Raw genomic sequence first — 19,886 nt, forward strand, 5'->3', positions numbered from 1 at the left:
TTCCTGCAAAATCGAATATTATATCAAGACCAATTCTGCTTATTTCTCAGACCGATCCGTATTCTTCACGGACGACTAGCCAACTGTGGGACTAATGTCAGGTCTACTGTCGGGTGATGCGCGACGGCCTCACTGTAGGCTGAAGCCCCGCCGATCAACGCCGCACAAGCGCGTGACCTGCCCAAGGAGTCACCTCGATTTGATGTTTCGCGCGGGAGAAATGCGGGAACCACTGCCAGAGGTGGTAATTAGCCATCGTCTCAAACGCAGGGAGCAAGCCATGACAAATCTAAAAATTCTTGGCGCGGTGGTGATTGCGGCATCCGCCCTGTGCAGCCGCAGCCCGGCGCTAGCCCAATGGCACAATGCTACTTCTGATCCAGCCGCCTCTGAAGATGAATTCGGTAACACCATTGGAAGTCCCTCCTACAGTCCCCGCGCCACGCGCTATCATCATCGGCGAACGGCCTATCGCCAGCCGGCCTACGTTGCCGCGGGAGTGACGGGCGCTGCCCTCGGTACAGCCGCGGCCGTCGCGGCCACGCCGTTCAACGTCGCGACCGCGCCCTACCGTGGCTGGCGCAATGCCTACGGCGCGTACAGCATGTACGGCCAACCCGCTATGTACGGCGGCGGCATCTACGGTGAAAACGGCTGGTATGGCGACTGGAATACCTTCGCCGCGCGCAATGGTATCGTCTGCAGGCCCGGCACCTGGGTCAAGCTTGATGACGGCCGCCAGTATCGCTGCCAATAGGTCATCCGCTCTGCCGCGAAACAACTCGGGCGGCCCCAAGGGCCGCCCGTTTCATGCCGAACTGTGGCTTTCGCCTTGCGCCGGTAAACACCCAGTCGACGACGAAATTGTAGCCGTCCCAGTGCGCCGCCGCGTTGGCCTGATTGATCCCTTGCGAGTCCGCGATCGAAAAGCTCGTCCCGTTGACGCAAGCATACAGCTGCTCGATGATCGGGATCGAAGCGTTCAACCCACCAGGGGGCATCTCCGCAATATACGCTACCAACGAACTTGAGGGGCGAACCAAATGACCAAAGACGATTTCAGCGAAAGGTGTGCACAGGCAGATCATGTGTGGGAGGAGTTTGAGCAGGATAAACATCCAGACCTCTATGCCTGCAAGAATTGTCTGACCTACGCCCGACGCAATGGTGCGACCATGACGACGATCATGTGCGCCGAGCCTGGGTGCTCCAGTCCCGCAGAACTCTACATGAGGCCGGAAGAGGCATGGGTCTGCGAACATCACTTTGTCGGCGTCATCATTCCTTGAGGCCTAACCCTTGTCCCCGATCTCGGTCAGAGCCCCGGGCGTGAGTGCGCCGGGTGAGCCCGTGGCATTGGCGATCAACATCCGGGCCGACAACAGTTCGGCAGGCGAGATCGAGCGGCTGTGGGACCAGGTCGGCCTTTTCGAAGTCGAACCGTCAATGCGCGCGCTCGGCTACCGGCCGCATTTTACATTTGCGATCTACGATTTGCCTGCGATTGACGCGAAGACCGCGTGGGGCGCGATGTTGACGGCCGCTACTGGCGAAACGCAACTGCGTATCGAATTCAAGCGAATTCGCTGGTTCGAAGGTTCTCCTCTTGTCCTCTGGGCAGAGCCGGCGATCACCGAGACTCTCACCCGCATCCACGGCGCTATCAGCGCCGCAATCGATCCGGCGCATTGTCGCGCTCATTACCGGCCCGGCGCGTGGACGCCGCATTGCACGCTCGGATCGCGGATCGCCGACGAACGGCGCGGTGATGCCATTGCCTTTGCAGGATCGTTCGACCGCAAGATTGAAGTCTTGTTCGACGTGGTGGATTGCGTTGCTTTTCCGCCGGTTCGGGTGATCGCCGAGCAGAAATTGCCGCTGTAATTACTCGTCCGTGTTAGCAAACTCGCACGCTTCGGAAATTACAGTGACAGTGCACTCAACGCACAATCGAACCGATGGGCCGGTTGGATCAACTGCAACGTCGCTGAATTAAGTGCACTGTCACCGTAATCCTCACCCGGCCTGTTCTTTTGCAAGCGGTGTCGTTCTGATAGATCAGCGGTCCCCCGCCAATTTCCTGCGAAGCGGCCACGCTGCTTCAATTCCAAGCCATCATGATCAGCGACCGCCTGGAAGATAGGCTTTCTTGCAGGCCCTTATGTTATTATCCCGCCCCGGGTAGTCGGGGCCGTAGGCCCCCATATATTTGATGCAGTCCATGTATTTTCTATTTCCCATCCAGCCATAGTCCGAACCGAAGTTTCCCGCAGCAGCGGGGGAATAATGCCCAGAACCGGCCACCGTACCGATTCCGATGATGGCGGCGATAGCGAAGAGAGCGAAACGAGATGATTTCATATCCGCAGTCCTTGTTGCGGCCGGGCTATCGACTATGGAGGTGAGCGGGTCAGTTGTAGGTGACTGACCTCACACAAGTCGATCGGTGTTTGTGACCGCTGTCAAAGTCGGGGTGCGTGTACTCGAAACTCGCTATGGTACCGGACGTGTACTCGCCGGGCTTTGCCTGGGCGGAATGAGGGCGGACCATCAGCATCAGGATTGACGCCCGCAGCGAGCGCTGTCACCACCTCATTCAGAATCCGGCGGTGCCGCCGCAGCCGGGACGTCTCGACCCGCCGGGCAAAACAGTCCGAAATGCCGCTGTCAACCCTCTCCTCGAAAATATTCCACTTTACCGAAATTCGGATTTGTCGTATGTGTTGCCTATCCCAGCCCACCAGAGGGGCGGTCGTACGTCGTCACGAACGCGGGCTGGATTGCGGTGGACGCGGCGGTGCCGATGCGGGCTCTAGCATGCAGGGCGAGATGAACCTCGTGAGCATGCGACGAACCGCGCATGACGAGCGGCGCTCAACCCTTGCGAAGCCTCTTGGCGAAGCAGGGGCGGCTGCGTACGGCGAAACCGTGTGGTCCTTTCCGCCAGCAGTTTTTAGGGGTCATGGAAATGGGAATTAAGTGTTTGTAAATAAATGCATTTCCTGATCTTTACGCAGTGGCAGACGGCCGTCCAGAAACTCGCCGGGCCCTATTAGGCCCTATTTCAGCGTATGCGCTGGCGCCGACCATTAGTGTGCGTCTGGCTTGGTAGCGACGAGCCCCTGGAAACGCACAGGCGCGCTCGCCGCCGATCCCAAGGGGCTGGCTTAATATTGGCACCGGCAGCGAGACCCGCGTGGCCGCCACCTTCATGCGGGCTGCGCGAGGCTTGCCTTTGATCTAAATCAAAGGTGGTATATCTTACCCAGTTCAACCCTCGCATCCATGGGTCGGGAAGAGCGTCTCTTTATTGCGCTGATTGTGTTGGCGATGCTGGGTGTGGCGGCGTTGTGCGTCGCCGTCGTGTGGCGCTGAGCGGTCGCAGCAAACAAATTCATCTCTTCTGATCCGCAAAAATAGCATGGCTAGTTACTGACCGTCGGGTGCATCCTCAACGCGTATGACCCACCGTACAATGCCTGCTTCTGAATACCGTTCGATTGCATCCGCTTACAGGGCTCAAGCGAGCCAGGTCGGGATTTCAGAAAAAAGAGCGTCCCTTCTGACGAATATAAGCCGAACCTTCAGCGGTCTGGCGAGCCAGCTCGAAATGCTCGAAGCCGAAGTGGCGGCGGAGCGAAGGACGCCGCGTTAGGTCCGGTCGTCCGGCACTCTGTAGTCCCGTGCTCTCGGCCCGCTGTACGGCACCGGAGCATTGCCGCTGCCGCTCCTCCTTGTTGGCTTTGCCCCCCTTTTGGCAGTGAAAGGGCCCAGCATCCGCACCTAGCCGGGCCCTTGTCACCTCCCGAAGCCGAACGGCGAACGGGTGAACGAAGCTACAACGTGAGAGGCGAATGAAGAAAGATGCTCGTGGGCCTCCTCTAGGTTACGCCCCGATAGTTGCCCCAGTGCGCCAACCGCTCGGCTGCGTCAACGAGTTCAGCTTGCGAACGGAGACCTAACTTTTCGAGCAAGCGGGCTCGCTGTTCTGAGATCTGCTTTGCGGTCCCTCCAAGCCTGGCCGCTATCTCAGCGTCCGTTTTCCCGGCGGCTAAGCGCCGCAGAAGCTGCTTCTCGCGAGGACTTAGCGGTAGTGTGCTCATTAGCAGTCTGAGTTCGAGAACGGCAGGCTATCGTCGTTCTGGTGCAACGACGTACACGCTAAGCCAAAATCTTTAATCTAGATGAACGGCAGTCCCGGGTCATGCTTGCAAGGTACTGTGTAGGACGGGGTCGATGCCGGGGACAGCGCGACTGCGCCTATCGAGGGTATCTGCTGCAAGAAATTCCGTGGTTGCAGTTGCACAGGGGCAACACATTTTGAGGACCGCCAGAAAGTTCGCTATGCGCTGACCAGCAGAATGGCGCGATGGCCCAAAAGCGCACATGGGCTTTCGACTAGCCATTCGGTACGCCGCTGCGTACGAGTGCCCTGTGTAGTACTTCAAAGATGCACGCAGTCGACCAGCCAAAAAGAAGCCAACCGTTCATTGCAGTAATTGGGCCTAGCAAAACCCAGCGTTCAACCGGAACGATGTCACCGTAACCGAGTGTTGCGAAGTTGACGAACGCAAAATAGACCAGATCGGCTCCGGGCGGTGCAGCCTCGACGAACCAATAAGCCAAAGCCCAGATAAAAACTTCAACCGTATGGGCGACCATAAAAACCGATACAGTCGGGATCATTATACGTATCAAAAACAGGGAAGGATGCGTTACCCTCTTCACACTGGAGGTTTGTGCGACGCGCACCACTATCGTCGTAACCAGTGCGTGGATCGTGATGGTTACAAGACTGACGACACCGCCCACCAACAACTCTCGTAACATATCGAGGCTCGCGCGTTTTATACCTGCCCCATTATAGCGCAAAAACCTTCAACACTGGATGCTGCAAGCCGTCCCTCATCGCTGTCGCGCGTGGGTCGTCCTTAGGGCGGACCGCCTCTTGCCAACGTGACCCGCCAGGACCCTCGTCCGGGCGGTCAACTTTGTGCAAACTAACTCAAACAGGCTTGCGTGCGGGATCAGTCAGCGCTCTCCCAAATGCGCTAACCATTGCCGCCGCTTCACTGTCTCCGCGATCATCGAGGACGTTATAGAGCATTTCTACTCTCTCCCGGAACGCGGCAAGAAGCGATGGGTCGCGCTCACACAAGACTTCGGCAATGCATAGGGCAAGGGCTTCCGTACCCATCTTGACCTGAACCAATGATGCTGCACTCATTCCCCTTTCTCCTGGATCAGTTAACTCTCGCGAACCGCGAGCGGTGGAGGGCGCTGCGGCCCTGGCGGGGCTGCCAAGGCCGCCAGCTTCACCTTCCGGCTGGAGCTAGTCGCGACAGATACCGGAAGTCTGTAATACGCACGTCAAGCATCGCCGTTCCACTTCTTAGGAACGTCTCGATGCGACGTCCTCTTTGCTCCGCTGCTTGAGCGCCCAGAGCCGACAGCTCCACATCGCGCACCGCCTTTCTATGCGATCTGGTACAAAAAGAAAATCGAAAATCAAAAACTCCAAATATGCTCGAGGCTCGCGGTCGCGCGTACCCCGCATTTTTCACGCACCCCAGAGGACCCGGTACGGCTCTGTCGGCTCCGGCACCGATCGCCTTGTGCCCGGCACGTTGTCCACCGCAATCCGTAGCGGCTTGCCTGTCCAGCGCCCCCCTGCGCATCCTCCCGCGCATGGGCACCCAAATCACGCGAGACCATCTACGGGGCTTCGGTCCGGGCGGCTGCTGAGCAGGCAGCAGAAGCGCGCAGGCAGGCCGACAAGCTGGCCTGTGAGGCATGGAATAAGCGCATGCTTGCCTTCCAGGGACCGGCGCAGCCGTCGCCCACGTTGGGTGACGCCCTCAATGCGGGTTATCTGTACCTCGAAGTCCGATGTCTCGGTTGCGACACCAATCAGGCCGTCCCCCTGGACATCGTGCGGCGGCCGAAGGCAACGCCGGTTCATGAACTGGAGCGCTACATGAGGTGCAAGGATTGCTCGCAGGTTCGCCGCTATCTGTACAAGCGCAGCCACCTCGTTGCGCTCCGTCCAACCAAGATTTCTGCCGACAGTCCGCGTTCGTCGTGGTGGCCTGGAGAACGGTAGCAGTGACCGTGACCCGTGTGCTCCTTCACAACCCGCACGCGCATGCTGTAGTGTCCCCGACCAAGATGGGTGGGGGAATTCAATGGCGTCAGAGGACGATGCAATCTGGCATGTACTGATCAACGGGGCACAGCGCGGACCGCTCCGACGATCACAACTGCTGATAAGCCTGCGCGATGGTACCATTAGCGGCGCCGATCTGGTCTGGCGACCCGGCTTCGAAAATTGGGTACCGCTTCGTGAAGTGCGCGAGTTCTGGGCTCCCCCTAACCCGCCAGACCCCAAACCAGAGACAATTGTTTCACCACCTCCGCTTCAAGCGGATGTTCCGATGGCGCATGTCGATAGCAAATGGAGCCTGTGGAGGGCTGCAACAATAGGCTTAGCCATCGCATCGTTAGTGCTAGCGATCAGCGCCTTCACGACGCAAAGTTACCTGCTGGCAAACATCGGATACGCACCTACTGCCGGATTGATAGGCGAGTTGATCGGCCAACTCCTCCTCCTGCCGCTCATTTTTTTTTCTGGTTGCCGTGATACGCAACACCGTGAGACGGCGCAATCTGCGACCATCAAGTGTCAGCGCAGTCCAGGGAGCTGCGGTCTTCTTTGGTATCCTGATCGTGGTTGGAATTTGAAGGCGACGCACGTGCCGAATTCACCAAGTCCTTCGCGGTAGGTTGCTTCCGCTCGCAACGAAATGCGGCGATCAATGCTGGGTTCACGGACGCGCAACTAGACGGCTATTGTAACTGCGCTGGCAATTCCGTCGCATCGACCTTCACCTACAGGCAGCTTGCCTTGGGAGATAAGGAAAACCTTCGCAAAGCCGTTGAGCAGGTCGCACCATCGTGCCGAGGAAAGCAATAGGCGCCCTGCATCAAATGCGACGGTGCAACTCACCGAAAGCGTGACTAGATGGTCAAACCGGCGCATCAGAACACCTCCACCAATGTGCAACCTCTACTCCATCACAACGAACCAAGAGGCCATCCAGCGCCTCTTCCGCGTGATCAACCGCTACGTCGGCAACCTCGCGCCGATGCCCGGCGTGTTTCCTGATTATCCGGCTCCGGTGATCCGCAACTCGGAGGCCGGAAGCGAGATGGTGCTGATGCGGTGGGGCATGCCGCCGCCACCGCGCACGGGCGGGCCGCCCGTCACCAACATCCGCAATACGTCCTCGCCGCACTGGCGAGGCTGGCTCAAGTCCGAGAACCGGTGCCTTGTCCCGGCCAACAGCTTCGCCGAGTACGCGCCCGAGCCGAACCCCGAGACCAAGAAGAAGGACGTGATCTGGTTCGCGCTCAACGAGGACCGGCCGCTGTTCGCCTTCGCGGGCATGTGGACCGAGTTCAAGGGCGACCGAGGCACCAAGTCTAAGCCGATCCCTGGGCCGCATCTGGTCTACGGCTTCTTGACGACCGCACCGAACATGGTCGTCGCGCCGATCCATCCCAAGGCGATGCCTGTGATCCTGACGACCAATGACGAGCGAGACGTCTGGATGCGCGCGCCCTGGGATGAGGCGAGGGCGTTGCAGCGGCCCTTGCCGGATGACGCCATGAAGGTCGTGGCGCGCGGCGCGGATAACGAGGATCGAGTGGCGGCATAGAACAAGGAACAACCCTCTTAAGCCCGAATTGGCTCATTGGGCCGCAAGTAAAATCGGCCCGACGGTCCCCCTCTGTGCCTCCTGCCCAAGGCGGGACCTGCGCTCTGGGAGAATTCATTATGGCTCAGCCTACAGAAGAGCAGATACGGAAACGCGCGTTCGAACTGTGGGAGCAGGCGGGCAAACCCGAAGGACGCGAAGACGAGTTCTGGCGTCAAGCGCAGAGGGAATTGCAGGACGCAGAGGAACGTGGTGACCCAAACAAAGGTGCCGACATTTGACCGAGGTGGCGCCGACGCTGCCCTTCAATTTTCACTCGCCAGGTCTTTCAGCATCGCGTCGCAGGCGGCCTCGGCCTCATCGAAGGTTTGAAGGGCGAGATCCTGATCGTGCCACGGCTCTGATAGACTGGACGCCATGACGCGACATAGCCGGGGTTTCCGTGAAAGCCGAGACCGGTGTTGCTCTCGTAGCTGATCACGAACGAAAAGCCGTCGCTGCTCGCGCTCCATATTTCCGTGTGCTCGACGGCACGGTGGAATTGTAGGGACGCAGCCAGTCGCTCTCCTGTTGGCTACCAAAGGAATGAGAAGACCGCCAACTGAGGCGGCGTAATTCTTACTTCGGCGATTGTGGGCCCGGCGAGGCCAGCCACTCTCTCAGGTGAGAAGCGGCCCTAGCTCGTCGAGCTTGGCGAACAAGCCGCTCTCTGCCGGGCGGAATGCCTTGGGCCTCTTCCCGCAGACGCTGCGCCTCCTCCGCGAGCAGTTCTTCCAAAGTGGTATTCCTGAAACGAAATCGTTTCAGCATGGTGTTGCTCCCTCGTATGCAGGCGGGAGCGCGATCGCTCTCTCAGCCACCGGCGCCTACGTAAACTCCGTCTTGGCCGATGATGCTGGGCAACTCTCCACACGGGCGAAGGTTGCTAAGATCGCCAAGCAGGCTAGGCACCGCAAATTTGGGCACGCTTGCTTGGCCCCCACTGCATTACCGCATCTGGAGACCCTTGATCGCCAGAGCCGCGATCTCTGCTGGGCCACGGACGTCGCTTTGCGCAATCTTGATGATTTTCTTCGCGATCATTTCCGTTAGGGGGTCGTCGCGATCCTTGACACAAAGGATACGCAACGCTTGCTCGTAAGCCTCGCTAATACGGCTAATCTCGTTCGGCTCCATGGTGCAGTTTTTCAATAGCCGATAGATAGCCATTTCCTTGAACCTTATTTTGGCGCTTGCAGCCCACGCGAGTGCAGCCACTTGGTCAGATGAGAAGCGGTCTCAGCTTCGCGGGCTCTGCGGACAAGGCGCTCACGCTCAATACCCAGCGGAGTACCTTGAGCCTGCTTGCGCAGCCGCTTTGCTTCCTTAGCCAGCCGTTCTTCAAGGGTATTAGTTTGTGTGAAACGGCGACGCTCTGGCATACGCTACTCCATCCGTTCGAGGACTAACGGGAGCGCGACCGGCGTTCTCATCACCGATATCAGCCATCGTATCGCTCGGTGATGGAACCAGTGTGCACCCGGGAACCGAGCAACGCCAGAACAAAGTGAGAAGCCAACTCAGGACATCGGCGCAAACACGACGCCCCGCAATGCAGCATCCGCCCTCTCACCGGGTCCTACCGATTATGTGAGCGCCGGGAGAACGGGCGCCTATCCGGAATTTTTGGGGTCGAGCCCTTCTTAGTGCTGGCTTTCCACCCGGAATGGTTGCCAACTCTACCCACTTCGCATCACGGATAGTCACTTCACGTCCGGTGCTTTCAGCTATCCGTCGGGCTACCTCAAAGGCCTTTTCGTCATCGGCAATTTCCAGGGCGACGAACGAGCGCTTATCCGTAGATACACCAGCGCCGGTAAGGATTAGGGGGGACACGTTGACCTCCTTCGGTTCGGTGGCAGCATCGGTCACCGACGCGAGTGCAGCCACTTGGTCAGATGAGAAGCGGTCTCGGCCTGGCGGGCTTTGCGAATAAGGCGCTCGCGCTCAATGCCCGGTGGGGTGCCTCGGGCTTCCCTCCGAAAGCGCCGTGCCTCCTCCGTGAGGCGTTCTTCCAAGGTGGTCGCTTGTTGGATGCGTTGGCGGGACATGCGCACTCCCTCCTGTTGCAGGTGGGAGCGCGATCGGTCTCTCAGCCACCAGCGCCTACGGGGCAGGGCCTTAGCCAGTGGTGCTGAGCAACGTCTCACATGGGCGAAGGTTGCTACACAAGTTCGGGGACCGGGTCGGGCTCACCTTACGGGCGATAAAAATTACCTATGATTAAAAGATTTCGGTTCCGCCGGATCGGGGTAAGTCCGATGCGCGTTGTTAGGGGGCGGAAGGGTCGGCGCGCGCCGCAAGAAGGCTGTGCGCGTCAATGCCTATGGTACCAGCCATGGTGGATCACCCAACTCGCGACCATGGTCCATCCCCCGGTTTAGAGCCGGAGCATCGCCAAGCGATTTGCGACGAGATTGGTGAGCGACTTCGTGGCGACCTCGCGGATGATGCCGCGCCGCTACCCTCGCGACTGCAAGGGTTGGTCGAGCGGCTTACCGAGTTGGACGGCGGCGCGCCCTCGACCGCTCCTCACGGCCGAGAGGACCCTGCATCCCTGCCGCTCTGGAGGCGGATAATGAGGCTTTGGTGGTTTCACCGGGGTGCGTAACCGGCGAGGGATCGCTGGACCGCCCTGACGGACCAGAGCGGCGGCTTAGGAGCACTGTTCGCTCCCGTCCCGTCTGCCCGGCGGCTTGCTGACGCCCCGCGGGGCACGGAAGCCGCCACGACCGACGAACAGAAATCCCCGGTTCTCCCTGTCCGGCCAATCAACCCGCACGCACGCGCCGCCCCTTGCCCCGAGCCCGATGCGGATCGAATTCATCGACCGCGTTCTGCCACGCGACGATCTCGTCCTCAAACCAGACGCGCCGGTTCGGGCTGATGTAGGTTGATTTGGGGAAGCGGCCGGACTTCTCCATGCGGTACAGCGTGGTGCGGCCCACAGGGACGATCTCCAGCACCTGCTTCTCGTTAAGCATACGGCGAGGACGGGACTTTGCCGGTCCTAAGTCCTCCGTTTCGGCTTCGCGTTGATTTCCTGCGGTCATCACGATCCCATGGTGTTTCCCGCAGTATCGCCTGCTTCACCGACCCAATGAAAGTTACGTGGGCCAGCGATCTCTCGCTGGCATGTAACCTTGCCTTAAGCGCGCCTGATTATTTCTGGATGGCTCAGATGGTAGCAGCCAGCGCACCAAATTCCTGCCATGACCAATGACAATCCCAGCAAGACACCTGCTCCCGTCGCCATCGCCCGGCGATTATCGCCGCGCGTATTCAAGAGGCCCGAGCATGTCGCTAATGTTCTGAAATCCTTTGGCTCCCAGCGCCAGTCCACGCTTCGAGAAATCGACCAAGAGCTGGATCGGATGGCAACCAGCTACCGGATCGCACTTAAAAACAGGGCTCCCAAGTTTGAAGAGGTCGATCCAATCTTGGACCGGTTCGAAAATTCGCTCCGCAAGATTAAGGCGCAGTGGTTGCACGAGTTGCGCCCATTGCATCCGGCGATCATCGCGCTCAGGATCAAGATGATCCCGCCAAGCCAGCGAAAGCAAAAGGCCGGCGCGGCGATGGCCACGATTAATCTTGATCTGGTCGCGACAACCCTCCTGCGAACAATGAGGAAGCTGCGCGTCTCTAAAGAATATGCTGCGGCACACTATCAGCCGAGCGGTAAGTCTTTTGAGCGAGCGTTCCTCTGGGAGCCCTTCTTACGGCTAATGAAAAAGCACCGCGTGAAGCTCGGCCAACATGGTTCGTTTTCGGCCGCGATCAAGTCCCTGCATCTTGCCCTTGGGATCGATCCGCCGACAGGTGCACTTAAAAAAAATGCTCCATGATTTGAAGCACGGCGAGACCTCGAAGCGGGCCAAGGGTTACTCCGCGGTCAAAAAATCAACGAAGGCGTAACCTTCACTTCCAGCGGCAACCGGCAGACCTTCTTCGGCATGATCTGTGACCGAAGGAGCCGGACTGGAATGAAAAACCCGATGTTGCTCGGCGATCGCGCTAATCGGCGCGGGCGTCAATCCGACAGCAAACTCAATGAACCGCGTCTCGGATACAAAATCTCCGAGTGGTCGAAGATGACCGGCACCAGCCGCACCACGACGTGGCGCGCAATTAAGACGGGCAAGCTCAACGCCGTGAACTATTGCGGGATCAAATTGATCCCCGAGAGCGAACGCGCTCGTCTCTTCCAGCGCTAATCCTCAATAGTAAAGCCCGGGACGTTCGCGCGTCGCCGGGCCTTCCTACGTTCGGAAGTTTTCAATGCACGGTAATTTTAGCAGCGCCGACGCGCACGCGCAAGCTGGGGCGTCGCAGCTCGCGCCTAACGAAGCTGCGATCGGCACCTTCATGTATGCGCTGTTCGCACCGGACATTGTGCACCAGCACCCGGATGCATGGATCGAGATCGTCTACATCAAACCCGGAGAACCGATCAAGTGGCGCTTCTTTTCGGCGCATGACTTGAAGCCGATCATCGATCACGTCGTGCACATGAACGGGCTCGGCCATAACTGCTACGTAGGCGCCGCGCTGCGCCACGGTAACAAGCCTCCAAAGGGGCGGGCCAGCAAGGAGCATTTCTGCGCTGCTCGCGTCTCGTGGATCGATTGCGACAACGCCGGTGATTACGAGCGCGTTGTCGCGATCTCGAAGCGCGAGCAACTGCGGCCGGCTCTCGTCGTGCAAACAGGCAGCAAGCCGCACTGGCGCGGTCAAATCCACTTTCTGAACAGCGAGCCGCTGACCAACCCAAAGGATGTCGAGGACGCGAACACGGCTCTTCGCGACCTGTTCCAGAGTGATGACGTTCAGAACTGCGACCGGTTGGTGCGCATCGGTGGTACCATCAACTACCCGAGCGAGGCTAAACGGGCGCGCGGCTACGTCACCGAGCCGACGACGGTGCGCATCGATCCGAATGCGCCATCCTATACCGTCGAGGCGCTGTGCGCGCTTCGCCCGGCATCCGACAGCGCGCATAACGCTCAGACTAACGACGAACCTATCGCGGAATTTGGCCGCGCCGATGGCCGTCGCCGCGGCATGGACAAGGTCCGTGAACTCCTTGCAAGCGTTCGTCCGGGGCACTGGCACATTCCCATGCGCGACGCTGTGGCCGTGATGGTCGGTCTCCAGCTGACTGACGCAGTCATCAAGATGATTTGCGCGCGCTATTGCAGCGGTGACCGTGACGACGGTGATCTCGCGAAACTGATCGAGACCGCTCGGTCGAAATTCGACAAGCCGGACTTCGGCGAGGGATATGAAGGCATGGCCGAGCCCGACACCGGCCACGCCAAGCAGTTGCGGTTTCTCACGCTTGAGGAATGGCGTCACCGCGATTTGCCGACCCCTGATTACCTGCTCGGTGAGGTTCTTTCTACGACTAGCCGCGGGGTGATGTCGGCTCCGACCGGCTTGGGGAAATCGAATGCCGCCATTGCCATCGGCATGCGCATGGCGGCAGGCGCGTCCTTTTTGCATTGGGAAGGTCGCCGTCCGGCCAAGGTGCTCTACATCGACGGCGAGATGTCGCGGCGGCTGCTCAAGCAGCGGCTGTTGGCAGAAGAGGTCCGCCTGCTGGGTGAGACGAGCGAACAGGTCCGCGAGCAGTTCAATCCGGCTGGCTTCCACGCCTTGAGCACCGAGGACATTCCCAACTTCAATCCGCTCAACACGCGGCCGGGGCAGATGGCGATAGAGAGGATCATCGCCGAAATGGGCGGCTGCGACTTCGTGATCTTCGACAACGTGATGTCATTGATCTCGGGATCGATGGTTGATGAAGAGGCATGGGCGCAGACGTTGCCTTGGGTGAAGTCGCTGACGAAGCGTGGCATCGGTCAGCTCTGGATCCACCACACTGGGCACGACGAGACGAAGGGTTACGGCACCAAGACGCGCGAGTGGCAGATGGACGTGGTGATCCATCTGACCAAGGCCGAACGCGCCGACACGGATGTGTCGTTCAAGCTGGAGTTCAGGAAGGCTCGCGAGCGCCGCCCCGACAATCGGGAGGACTTCCAGCCGGTCAATATCTTCTTGGTCAATGATCGGTGGGATGGCGACGCCCAGTCTGGCTCTCAGCGGCCCAAAAGGGTGACGCCGATGGCCCGGAAATATCTCGAGGCGCTCCAGAATGTCGTCGCGGGAGGCGAACAACCGAAATCCAAGCGACTGCATGGCGAGCATGCGGTCCACTCCGACGATTGGAAGGCTGAATGCGAATTGCTCGGTCTCTTGGACCGGAACGAGGCGAAGAACGCCTATCGTGCCAAGTTCTCGAAATATCGGGCGGAGCTGGTGGCGGCCAATTTGGTCGCGTGCGAGGGAGACTACACGTGGATCAGATAGTCGGACCCGCCGCTGCTTCTGATAGTTGCGTTCTCCCATGCGCAACTGCCCCGCAACTGGCCCGTTTTTCGAAGGGCGCAACCAAGCGCAACCATGGCGCAACTGCCCGCAACCATCGCGCAACCGAGGCGCAACCATCAGCCGAGGACCAAGCCGCAACCGCGCAACCGGCTGCCTATAAGGCAGCCGGTGCGGTTGCGCGTCCCAAGGTCAAGAAAGAGGAGGAGGTCGTCTGTCGTCCAGGGAGTGTCGTGCGTCGCGGCGGGGTCCTTCCGAGGGCCGGGCACCCTGCGGGTCGCGCGCCCGTGCTCACCATAACCAAGTACCACGTACGTATAGCCCAAACTTTCCTTTGAGGTGAAACATGCACGAATACACAATCGGACGATGCGCCGAGATGATCGAAAAGGATCGCTCGACGCTCGTTCGTGTGTTGCGCACGGTGCCGCCCGACGCCGGTACGCCGTCGCGGCCGCTTTACCGTCTTGCCACGGTCGTGAAGGCTTTGATTGCTTATGAAGCCAAACAAGACGGTCGTCGCGGCAAGGGGGACGAGGCGCGGCTTGCCGCCGAACGCGCGCGCCTTGCCCGCGAGCAAGCGGATGCGGTCGCTCTGAAGAACGCCAGCGCGCGCCGCGAGAACGTCCCAATGGCGCTGGTCCAAAAGGCTGTCGAGATCGTTTTCATGACGTTCCGCGAGCGCTGCCTGTCGATCCCCGGCAAGGTCGCAATGTCTTGCGAGATGCGTCCGCGCGCGGAAGTCGAGGAAATCGTTCGCGGTGAAATTCACGAAGTGCTGGAGGAGTTGAGCCGTCCAATCCTGCCGCTTGATCCGCCTCCGGGCTTGCTCGACGACGTGATCAGCGACGAAGCCGCTGGCGCTGCCGATGACGAGGTTAGCCATGATTGATGGCGATCTCCAGCCCGCCGGCTTTCGCGTGTGTGAAGACGGTCAAGTGGAGGTGATGACCGCGGAAGAGGTCGGTGACCTGCTTGAGCGCTGCTGGCGCGTGGCCCTCGAACAGCTTCGGCCGGAGCAGTCCGATGACTGACAGCCCGAAAACACTCGCGGCGGAATTGGCGGCTTTCATCGAGCGGGTCAGCCAGATGGCGAACTGCGGCGACGCCATCGATCAGCTTGCCCGGTTTCAATTGCTGCGCAGCGAAGATGCCGCCTTAGTCGGCGGACGCGACGCATCAACGCTTGCCCGTTGGGCGGCGGCGGCTGAAGACGAGGGCACGCCCATCGCAATCAAGGTCGGCACATCATGGCTTTTCGTCACGAGCCGGCTGCTGGGCTACATCGAACTCGCATCCGGGCTGTACGGCCGGCGGGAGGCAGAGACGCGGCTCCGAAAATTGATCGAAATGCGCGCCGGCGGGCAAAACCCGAACCAAATTGCGCGCCCGCGCGCACGACAAATCATCAGCTGCGACTAACATCGGTCGCATGATGAAATCCATCTTTCGTGGACGAAATAACCCAGTGGTGAAACTTCAGAGCGAATTGGAGATCTTGCGCAAGCGCGCTGCTGCGTTGGCCGAGAAACTCGCGACGGCCGAGACCGAGCTAACCGTGGCTACCAAGGCCCGTCAGCTGCACCTTATTGAAGGCAATCTTGAGGACGACCAAGCGGCCCGTGCATTGCAAGACGCCGTCAACATCGCGGCTTCGCAAGTTGTCGGGTTTGAGGAGGCATTGGCGTCTGTAACCGGCAAAGTCGGCGAGATCGAGCATAAGATCGATGACGAGCGCGCCGCAGCCGAAAGGGCTGCCGCTGCCGAAAAGCTCTCGCGCGAGCTAAATGAAGTTGAGCGCGCACTGAAGCCGTTGCTTGATGCATCTCGCCGACTTGTTTCCGTGTTGGAACCGATCCACCACCATTTCGAGGCGACGCAGATTGCGGCTTTCGTCGCCAACACCTCTTCGCAAGTTGAGGTCGCAGCGGCGCTTGTACTTCCCGAACTGCGTGCCATGGTTACCGCCATCGCCGAAGGCGCTGTCGCGATCCCTTCGCCGAAGCCGGCGCCCGTCGTCCCGAGCGAACCCCCGCCGCCGACGCAAACTGTCTTTATGTTGCGGTCCTCGCACCATCGCGATCATGAGGGCCGCAAGCGGTTCGCCGGCCAGTACGAAGATGCGCTGATGCCAGTCGCGACGGCACAGCGGGCCTTGAGCAAGGGCGTTGCGGTGCCGACCACCGATCCGCGTCGCGCCCAGCTCCGCGGCGCGCGCGGCGGTGATTTTACGCCCAACGCGTCGGATGTTGTCGATCTCGATGCCGCGGCGGAGCCGAAAGTCGCCTTGCAGAACGTCGATCCCGTCCTGCGTGCGGCCAACTTCACTCAAATCGACCGCAGTGCCGAAGAGCGCACCATTGAGATCGCAGTTCCGCGGGTGTGACCATGCGTAAGCAGAAAATCATGATGCCGTCTTATCAGATCACGACCCGCATCGATGGCTGGGTTGGCTCCGCAGATCGGATGCCCGTTTCCATTGCGGGCCTGATCTCGCGGCATGGCGGCGCTCGCAATGTCGTCGCTGCGATCCGTGCGCGCATGCAAGCCCGCCATGAGGAGTTTTTCGGTCATGAATAAGCAATTTTCGGCTGATGAGCGGGTTAAGTTCCTCCCCGCGCTCGCTGGAAGGGGGGCCGCTGCCGGCAAGCCGCACTGTGAGGCTAACGGCAGCGGCCTTGACGAGGAAGTGGACGAGTATGACGAACTCCTCCGGGCGCTTGGCCGGACGCCGGAGCAGGATCGTCGCATCTCCATTCATGAGGCGGGGCATGCCGTCTGCGCGCGTCTGCTGGGTCACGATGTCGGCGGCGTGACGCTCATCCCGGACGCGGCTCGTGGTTACGAGGGGCTCTGTTGGGGTGTCGGACATGCCGAGGCGTTCGCTGAAGGGCGCGGCGACGCCTCTGACGTTCGTGATGCGCTTGCGCAACAGATGCCGCGGGCCGGCGAAGATCGTCGCGCTGTGGCCGACGTTTTCGAGAGCGTCTACGATAAGTGCATTGAATTTCTAGCGGGGAGGGCGGCGGAGCGTATGGTGCTCGACGGTGAGCCTGCCGTGCCTGCCGACGATCTCCGGCAGGCGCGCGAGTTGGCCTTGCTGATTTGCAAAAGCGAGGAGGCAGTCGAGACGTTCCTCGCGCACTGCGACGTTGCGGCGCGTGATCTCTTGACGCCGTATGGCGATGTCGTGATCGTGTTGTCAACCGTCCTGCGCATGAAGCGCACGTTGGATGGTGCGGAGATCGACGAGATTATTCGGGGTGTGGAGGCGCACAAGGCATTGGCGATTGAGCACAAGCGTCGCGCTGATTGGCGCAAGGGCGAGCTGGAGGCCGCGCGCTTTCGTGCCGCTTGCGATCACACTGATGCCGTTGCCGTGCCACATTCTGCACCAGATCGCGTGCGGTAATTGATTGTACTTTCGATCAAACGGCTGGCGGATGTACCTAGCCTAAGATCTTCAATAGCCTCGACGAGCAATCGTCGAGGCTATTGTTTTAGGCGCCTCCCATTTCCGCCGCTCACGCTCGTCACTTACCGCAAAGCGAGAAATCGCGCCGATATGACCCGCGAGAGCGACTTCAATTCCCCGCTGAAGCCTCTGGTGAGAGCGGTAATGCGGAGGCTCAGCCGACTTCAACCTTCTCTTCTAGCGGCCCCTTATGAATTCTGCTTGCCCCAAGCGCAGCCCAGAACGTCTTATGGATGTCAATTTGCGCTTGAGGTTTGATTTGGGCGCGGTCGAGAACCGGCTCATCTACAAACGACCATTGGCGCCCGAGATGGGGCTCCGGTTTGATACCAACCAAGCCGACGTGATAGAAAATCGCGATCAACTCTTGAAGGAACTCAGTTTTCGATACGTTTCCTCCAAGGTAGTACTCTTGACACCAAGCGTAGATGGGATCGACTTGTTGGGATGGATGCTCAAGGACGCGTAGCGCGATAGCTTTCGCTTCCTCTTCTGAGACCTCGTCTATCCGGAACGGTGTCTTCCTGTGATCGAGTAATTTGGCGCTGCGTTCGAGGTTGGGATACTCACGCTTCCATTCGGTACCCAAAGAGCTCAGCCGCTGTTGCGAATAGCTGACTTCAACTTGGCGCAGAACTCCTACCGTTATCTTGGATGAGCCAGCAGATCGCGCGATACATTCGTTTAAATAGATGATCGCTTCTCGGGGACGAAAGAACGTGCGATCCAAAATGTAATCCTCAGACGATCGGCGATCGATCTGGTTTTGCGGCGTGATGTCTCTGAGATGCACGCCGTCTTGGGTGTATTTCCGCCGAAACATAAAGTTTACCCGCTTATCCAAAAGCTCCACTAGCTGAGCTCGAGACCATTTGATCGGCAGGTAGAGGGACCGATATTTCTCTTCTTGGAAGCCGGCTTGATCAGTTTCCTTGAGGACGCGGTAGTGAAGGTCTGTTCGCAGGGCGACGATGATCTTTACGGGCCTGACCTTTTGGAATGTTCTCAGTGTCTCGATCAGCGATTTTATCAGCTTGAAACGGAGACTGTCATCAACCCATTCCTCGTCCAATCGATCGATCAGGACGAAGTAGTTCTTCTGATGGTCGTTGAAAATATCTTCGGACAGAAGCGAGATTACTTCGTGCAGATCTTTGATCTGCACTTCATTAACGACGGTCATGCCCCTATCGCGGACATCCACCTTTTCTTCTTCTGTTAGCTTTCGCGCTCCGTCGGCACCGAGATTGAGATAGTGAGCGTCCACCTTGACGGCTGCAGACAATTGGGTCTCCAGTTTCCGGGTGAACTCTTTGGTCCGATAATCGGTCTCCGTCCAAAACTGGTCGCCCCAATCGGACAGATACTTGAGCGCACGCTGTCGTGCGACGTTCCTCGTGAGTATTCCCCTGAGACGTTCTAGAAACTCATTTTGCTTGTTCTGGTTTGTGATCTCATATCTGAGTTTGAGCAACTCGACGGTCAGGATGTGCCGCCAGAGCAGGGAATAGAAAATGTCGAGCTTAACGCCTGCCTCTTCAAAAAATCTGAGCACGTTCGAGTTCAGGACGTAGTTCAGCCAAAGCGTTTCTGGAGAAAGCTCGACCGCATGCTCGGTCTGCCGCAGCACTTGTCTCAATAGAGCTGTCTTACCCGAGCCCGTCCGTCCAAGAACGAGGCATTTCGGGTTTGTGCAATCTAAGATTGTCTCGACGTCGCCTGTATCTTGAAAACAGTTTTCAAGGTATAGATCGTCGCTTTCCGCGTCCGGCGATCCAACTTCGGAATTGTTCTTTAAAATTATGGGGTTACGAGCAATTGCCATTCACAATGACCAATAATTTACGTGCCTGAATTGCGAGGCGCGCTTGACCCGCGCCTCGTGCGCCACTAGAACGACATTCGATTAAAGGGCGATCCCGGTGCCGGAACCTTCTAATCGTCTTTGGGTTATTAGCATCTACGGAACGGGCGAGACTGTTCGCTGCATTTGAGAAGCCGGAGGATGGCGACTGTAGCCACTCCGGCTTTTCGCTTTCCACCCCAAATTGCATTCAAACGCAGAGAGTTGTGGGTAACTTGCCGCTGTCTCTGCTTGGCGCTCTTGTCGAACAAAAGAAGAACGATCTATCTTCCACAGATCGCGGGGTGATGGCGCTATCCCGGGAGCAGGTATTTCGAATAGATCTGAAATGGGTTTAGTCCGACGCAGGTTGGTAGATGAACGAAATAAACATTGGCGAGAGATCAGGCCAAAAGAA

General features: G+C 59.0%; 23 protein-coding genes. 15 read left to right on the forward strand and 8 right to left on the reverse strand.

Annotated elements, in window-relative coordinates; all coding sequences use genetic code 11:
* Window positions 1-280 precede the first annotated feature (280 nt).
* Complete coding sequence (locus AC629_RS35130) at window positions 281-757, forward strand: hypothetical protein (RefSeq protein ID WP_084809346.1); 477 nt, start codon at window positions 281-283, stop codon at window positions 755-757.
* 1 nt (window position 758) lies between these two features.
* Here the strand turns inward: AC629_RS35130 and AC629_RS35135 are convergent, their stop codons facing one another.
* The gene (locus tag AC629_RS35135) at window positions 759-1,118 is read right to left on the reverse strand and encodes a hypothetical protein (RefSeq protein ID WP_084809347.1); all 360 of its coding nucleotides are present in this window, start codon (window positions 1,116-1,118) and stop codon (window positions 759-761) included.
* A 232-nt stretch (window positions 1,119-1,350) separates the two neighbouring features.
* On the opposite strand from AC629_RS35135, the gene AC629_RS35140 reads away from it, so the two are divergent.
* Complete coding sequence (locus AC629_RS35140; protein ID WP_084809369.1) at window positions 1,351-1,884, forward strand: 2'-5' RNA ligase family protein; 534 nt, start codon at window positions 1,351-1,353, stop codon at window positions 1,882-1,884.
* A gap of 237 nt (window positions 1,885-2,121) precedes the next feature.
* Here the strand turns inward: AC629_RS35140 and AC629_RS45890 are convergent, their stop codons facing one another.
* The 4 genes from AC629_RS45890 to AC629_RS45895 all read right to left on the reverse strand — a co-directional run bounded on the left by AC629_RS45890 (window position 2,122) and on the right by AC629_RS45895 (window position 5,227).
* Window positions 2,122-2,361 (reverse strand): hypothetical protein, encoded by a 240-nt coding sequence (locus AC629_RS45890; protein WP_143199671.1) that lies wholly within the window; start codon window positions 2,359-2,361, stop codon window positions 2,122-2,124.
* A 1,520-nt stretch (window positions 2,362-3,881) separates the two neighbouring features.
* The gene (locus AC629_RS50785; protein WP_084809348.1) at window positions 3,882-4,103 is read right to left on the reverse strand and encodes a helix-turn-helix domain-containing protein; all 222 of its coding nucleotides are present in this window, start codon (window positions 4,101-4,103) and stop codon (window positions 3,882-3,884) included.
* A 295-nt stretch (window positions 4,104-4,398) separates the two neighbouring features.
* The gene (locus tag AC629_RS35150) at window positions 4,399-4,812 is read right to left on the reverse strand and encodes a potassium channel family protein (protein ID WP_245332092.1); all 414 of its coding nucleotides are present in this window, start codon (window positions 4,810-4,812) and stop codon (window positions 4,399-4,401) included.
* Between the two features lie 193 nt (window positions 4,813-5,005).
* On the reverse strand, window positions 5,006-5,227 hold the full coding sequence (locus tag AC629_RS45895; RefSeq protein WP_143199672.1) for a hypothetical protein: 222 nt from the start codon (window positions 5,225-5,227) through the stop codon (window positions 5,006-5,008).
* Window positions 5,228-5,713: 486 nt separating this feature from the next.
* Here AC629_RS45895 and AC629_RS35155 point away from each other — a divergent pair, with 486 nt between their 5' ends.
* The 4 genes from AC629_RS35155 to AC629_RS35170 all read left to right on the forward strand — a co-directional run bounded on the left by AC629_RS35155 (window position 5,714) and on the right by AC629_RS35170 (window position 7,999).
* On the forward strand, window positions 5,714-6,103 hold the full coding sequence (locus tag AC629_RS35155) for a hypothetical protein (protein ID WP_084809350.1): 390 nt from the start codon (window positions 5,714-5,716) through the stop codon (window positions 6,101-6,103).
* A gap of 82 nt (window positions 6,104-6,185) precedes the next feature.
* The gene (locus tag AC629_RS35160) at window positions 6,186-6,782 is read left to right on the forward strand and encodes a DUF4339 domain-containing protein (protein ID WP_084809351.1); all 597 of its coding nucleotides are present in this window, start codon (window positions 6,186-6,188) and stop codon (window positions 6,780-6,782) included.
* Between the two features lie 273 nt (window positions 6,783-7,055).
* Window positions 7,056-7,718 (forward strand): SOS response-associated peptidase, encoded by a 663-nt coding sequence (locus tag AC629_RS35165; RefSeq protein ID WP_084809352.1) that lies wholly within the window; start codon window positions 7,056-7,058, stop codon window positions 7,716-7,718.
* Between the two features lie 119 nt (window positions 7,719-7,837).
* Window positions 7,838-7,999, forward strand: coding sequence for a DUF2934 domain-containing protein (locus AC629_RS35170; RefSeq protein ID WP_084809353.1), 162 nt, complete (start codon window positions 7,838-7,840; stop codon window positions 7,997-7,999).
* 706 nt (window positions 8,000-8,705) lie between these two features.
* Here the strand turns inward: AC629_RS35170 and AC629_RS35185 are convergent.
* Window positions 8,706-8,927 carry a hypothetical protein gene (locus tag AC629_RS35185; protein ID WP_084809355.1) on the reverse strand — a complete coding sequence of 74 codons (222 nt, stop codon included), beginning with the start codon at window positions 8,925-8,927 and terminating at the stop codon, window positions 8,706-8,708.
* A 1,601-nt stretch (window positions 8,928-10,528) separates the two neighbouring features.
* Window positions 10,529-10,810: a helix-turn-helix transcriptional regulator gene (locus AC629_RS35210; protein ID WP_084809358.1), complete on the reverse strand. Its 282-nt coding sequence runs from the start codon at window positions 10,808-10,810 to the stop codon at window positions 10,529-10,531.
* A 159-nt stretch (window positions 10,811-10,969) separates the two neighbouring features.
* Here AC629_RS35210 and AC629_RS35215 point away from each other — a divergent pair, with 159 nt between their 5' ends.
* The 9 genes from AC629_RS35215 (at window position 10,970) to AC629_RS47275 (ending at window position 17,562) form a co-directional block, all read left to right on the forward strand.
* A complete protein-coding gene (locus AC629_RS35215) occupies window positions 10,970-11,605 on the forward strand; it encodes a hypothetical protein (RefSeq protein WP_084809359.1) in 636 nt (211 codons plus the stop codon).
* Window positions 11,606-11,743: 138 nt separating this feature from the next.
* Window positions 11,744-11,974, forward strand: a complete 231-nt coding sequence (locus AC629_RS35220; protein WP_084809360.1) for a hypothetical protein — start codon at window positions 11,744-11,746, stop codon at window positions 11,972-11,974.
* 64 nt (window positions 11,975-12,038) lie between these two features.
* Window positions 12,039-14,132, forward strand: a complete 2,094-nt coding sequence (locus tag AC629_RS35225; RefSeq protein ID WP_084809361.1) for an AAA family ATPase — start codon at window positions 12,039-12,041, stop codon at window positions 14,130-14,132.
* A 364-nt stretch (window positions 14,133-14,496) separates the two neighbouring features.
* Window positions 14,497-15,042, forward strand: a complete 546-nt coding sequence (locus AC629_RS35230; RefSeq protein WP_143199673.1) for a DUF1441 family protein — start codon at window positions 14,497-14,499, stop codon at window positions 15,040-15,042.
* Window positions 15,035-15,184 (forward strand): hypothetical protein, encoded by a 150-nt coding sequence (locus tag AC629_RS47270; RefSeq protein ID WP_168195660.1) that lies wholly within the window; start codon window positions 15,035-15,037, stop codon window positions 15,182-15,184. The genes AC629_RS35230 and AC629_RS47270 overlap by 8 nt, the downstream gene beginning before the upstream one ends.
* A complete protein-coding gene (locus AC629_RS35240; protein ID WP_143199674.1) occupies window positions 15,177-15,572 on the forward strand; it encodes a hypothetical protein in 396 nt (131 codons plus the stop codon). The genes AC629_RS47270 and AC629_RS35240 overlap by 8 nt, the downstream gene beginning before the upstream one ends.
* A gap of 10 nt (window positions 15,573-15,582) precedes the next feature.
* Window positions 15,583-16,536: a hypothetical protein gene (locus AC629_RS35245; protein ID WP_143199675.1), complete on the forward strand. Its 954-nt coding sequence runs from the start codon at window positions 15,583-15,585 to the stop codon at window positions 16,534-16,536.
* Window positions 16,533-16,730 (forward strand): hypothetical protein, encoded by a 198-nt coding sequence (locus AC629_RS35250; RefSeq protein WP_143199676.1) that lies wholly within the window; start codon window positions 16,533-16,535, stop codon window positions 16,728-16,730. Before AC629_RS35245 ends, AC629_RS35250 begins: the two co-directional genes overlap by 4 nt.
* Window positions 16,723-17,562, forward strand: coding sequence for an FtsH/Yme1/Tma family ATP-dependent metallopeptidase (locus AC629_RS47275; RefSeq protein ID WP_084809367.1), 840 nt, complete (start codon window positions 16,723-16,725; stop codon window positions 17,560-17,562). Before AC629_RS35250 ends, AC629_RS47275 begins: the two co-directional genes overlap by 8 nt.
* A gap of 217 nt (window positions 17,563-17,779) precedes the next feature.
* On the opposite strand, the gene AC629_RS35260 is transcribed toward AC629_RS47275, so the two are convergent.
* Window positions 17,780-19,450 (reverse strand): P-loop ATPase, Sll1717 family, encoded by a 1,671-nt coding sequence (locus tag AC629_RS35260; RefSeq protein ID WP_084809368.1) that lies wholly within the window; start codon window positions 19,448-19,450, stop codon window positions 17,780-17,782.
* Between the last annotated feature and the right edge of the window lie 436 nt (window positions 19,451-19,886).

This window comes from Bradyrhizobium sp. NAS80.1, assembly GCF_001908205.1.
Taxonomy (GTDB): Bacteria; Pseudomonadota; Alphaproteobacteria; order Rhizobiales; family Xanthobacteraceae; genus Bradyrhizobium.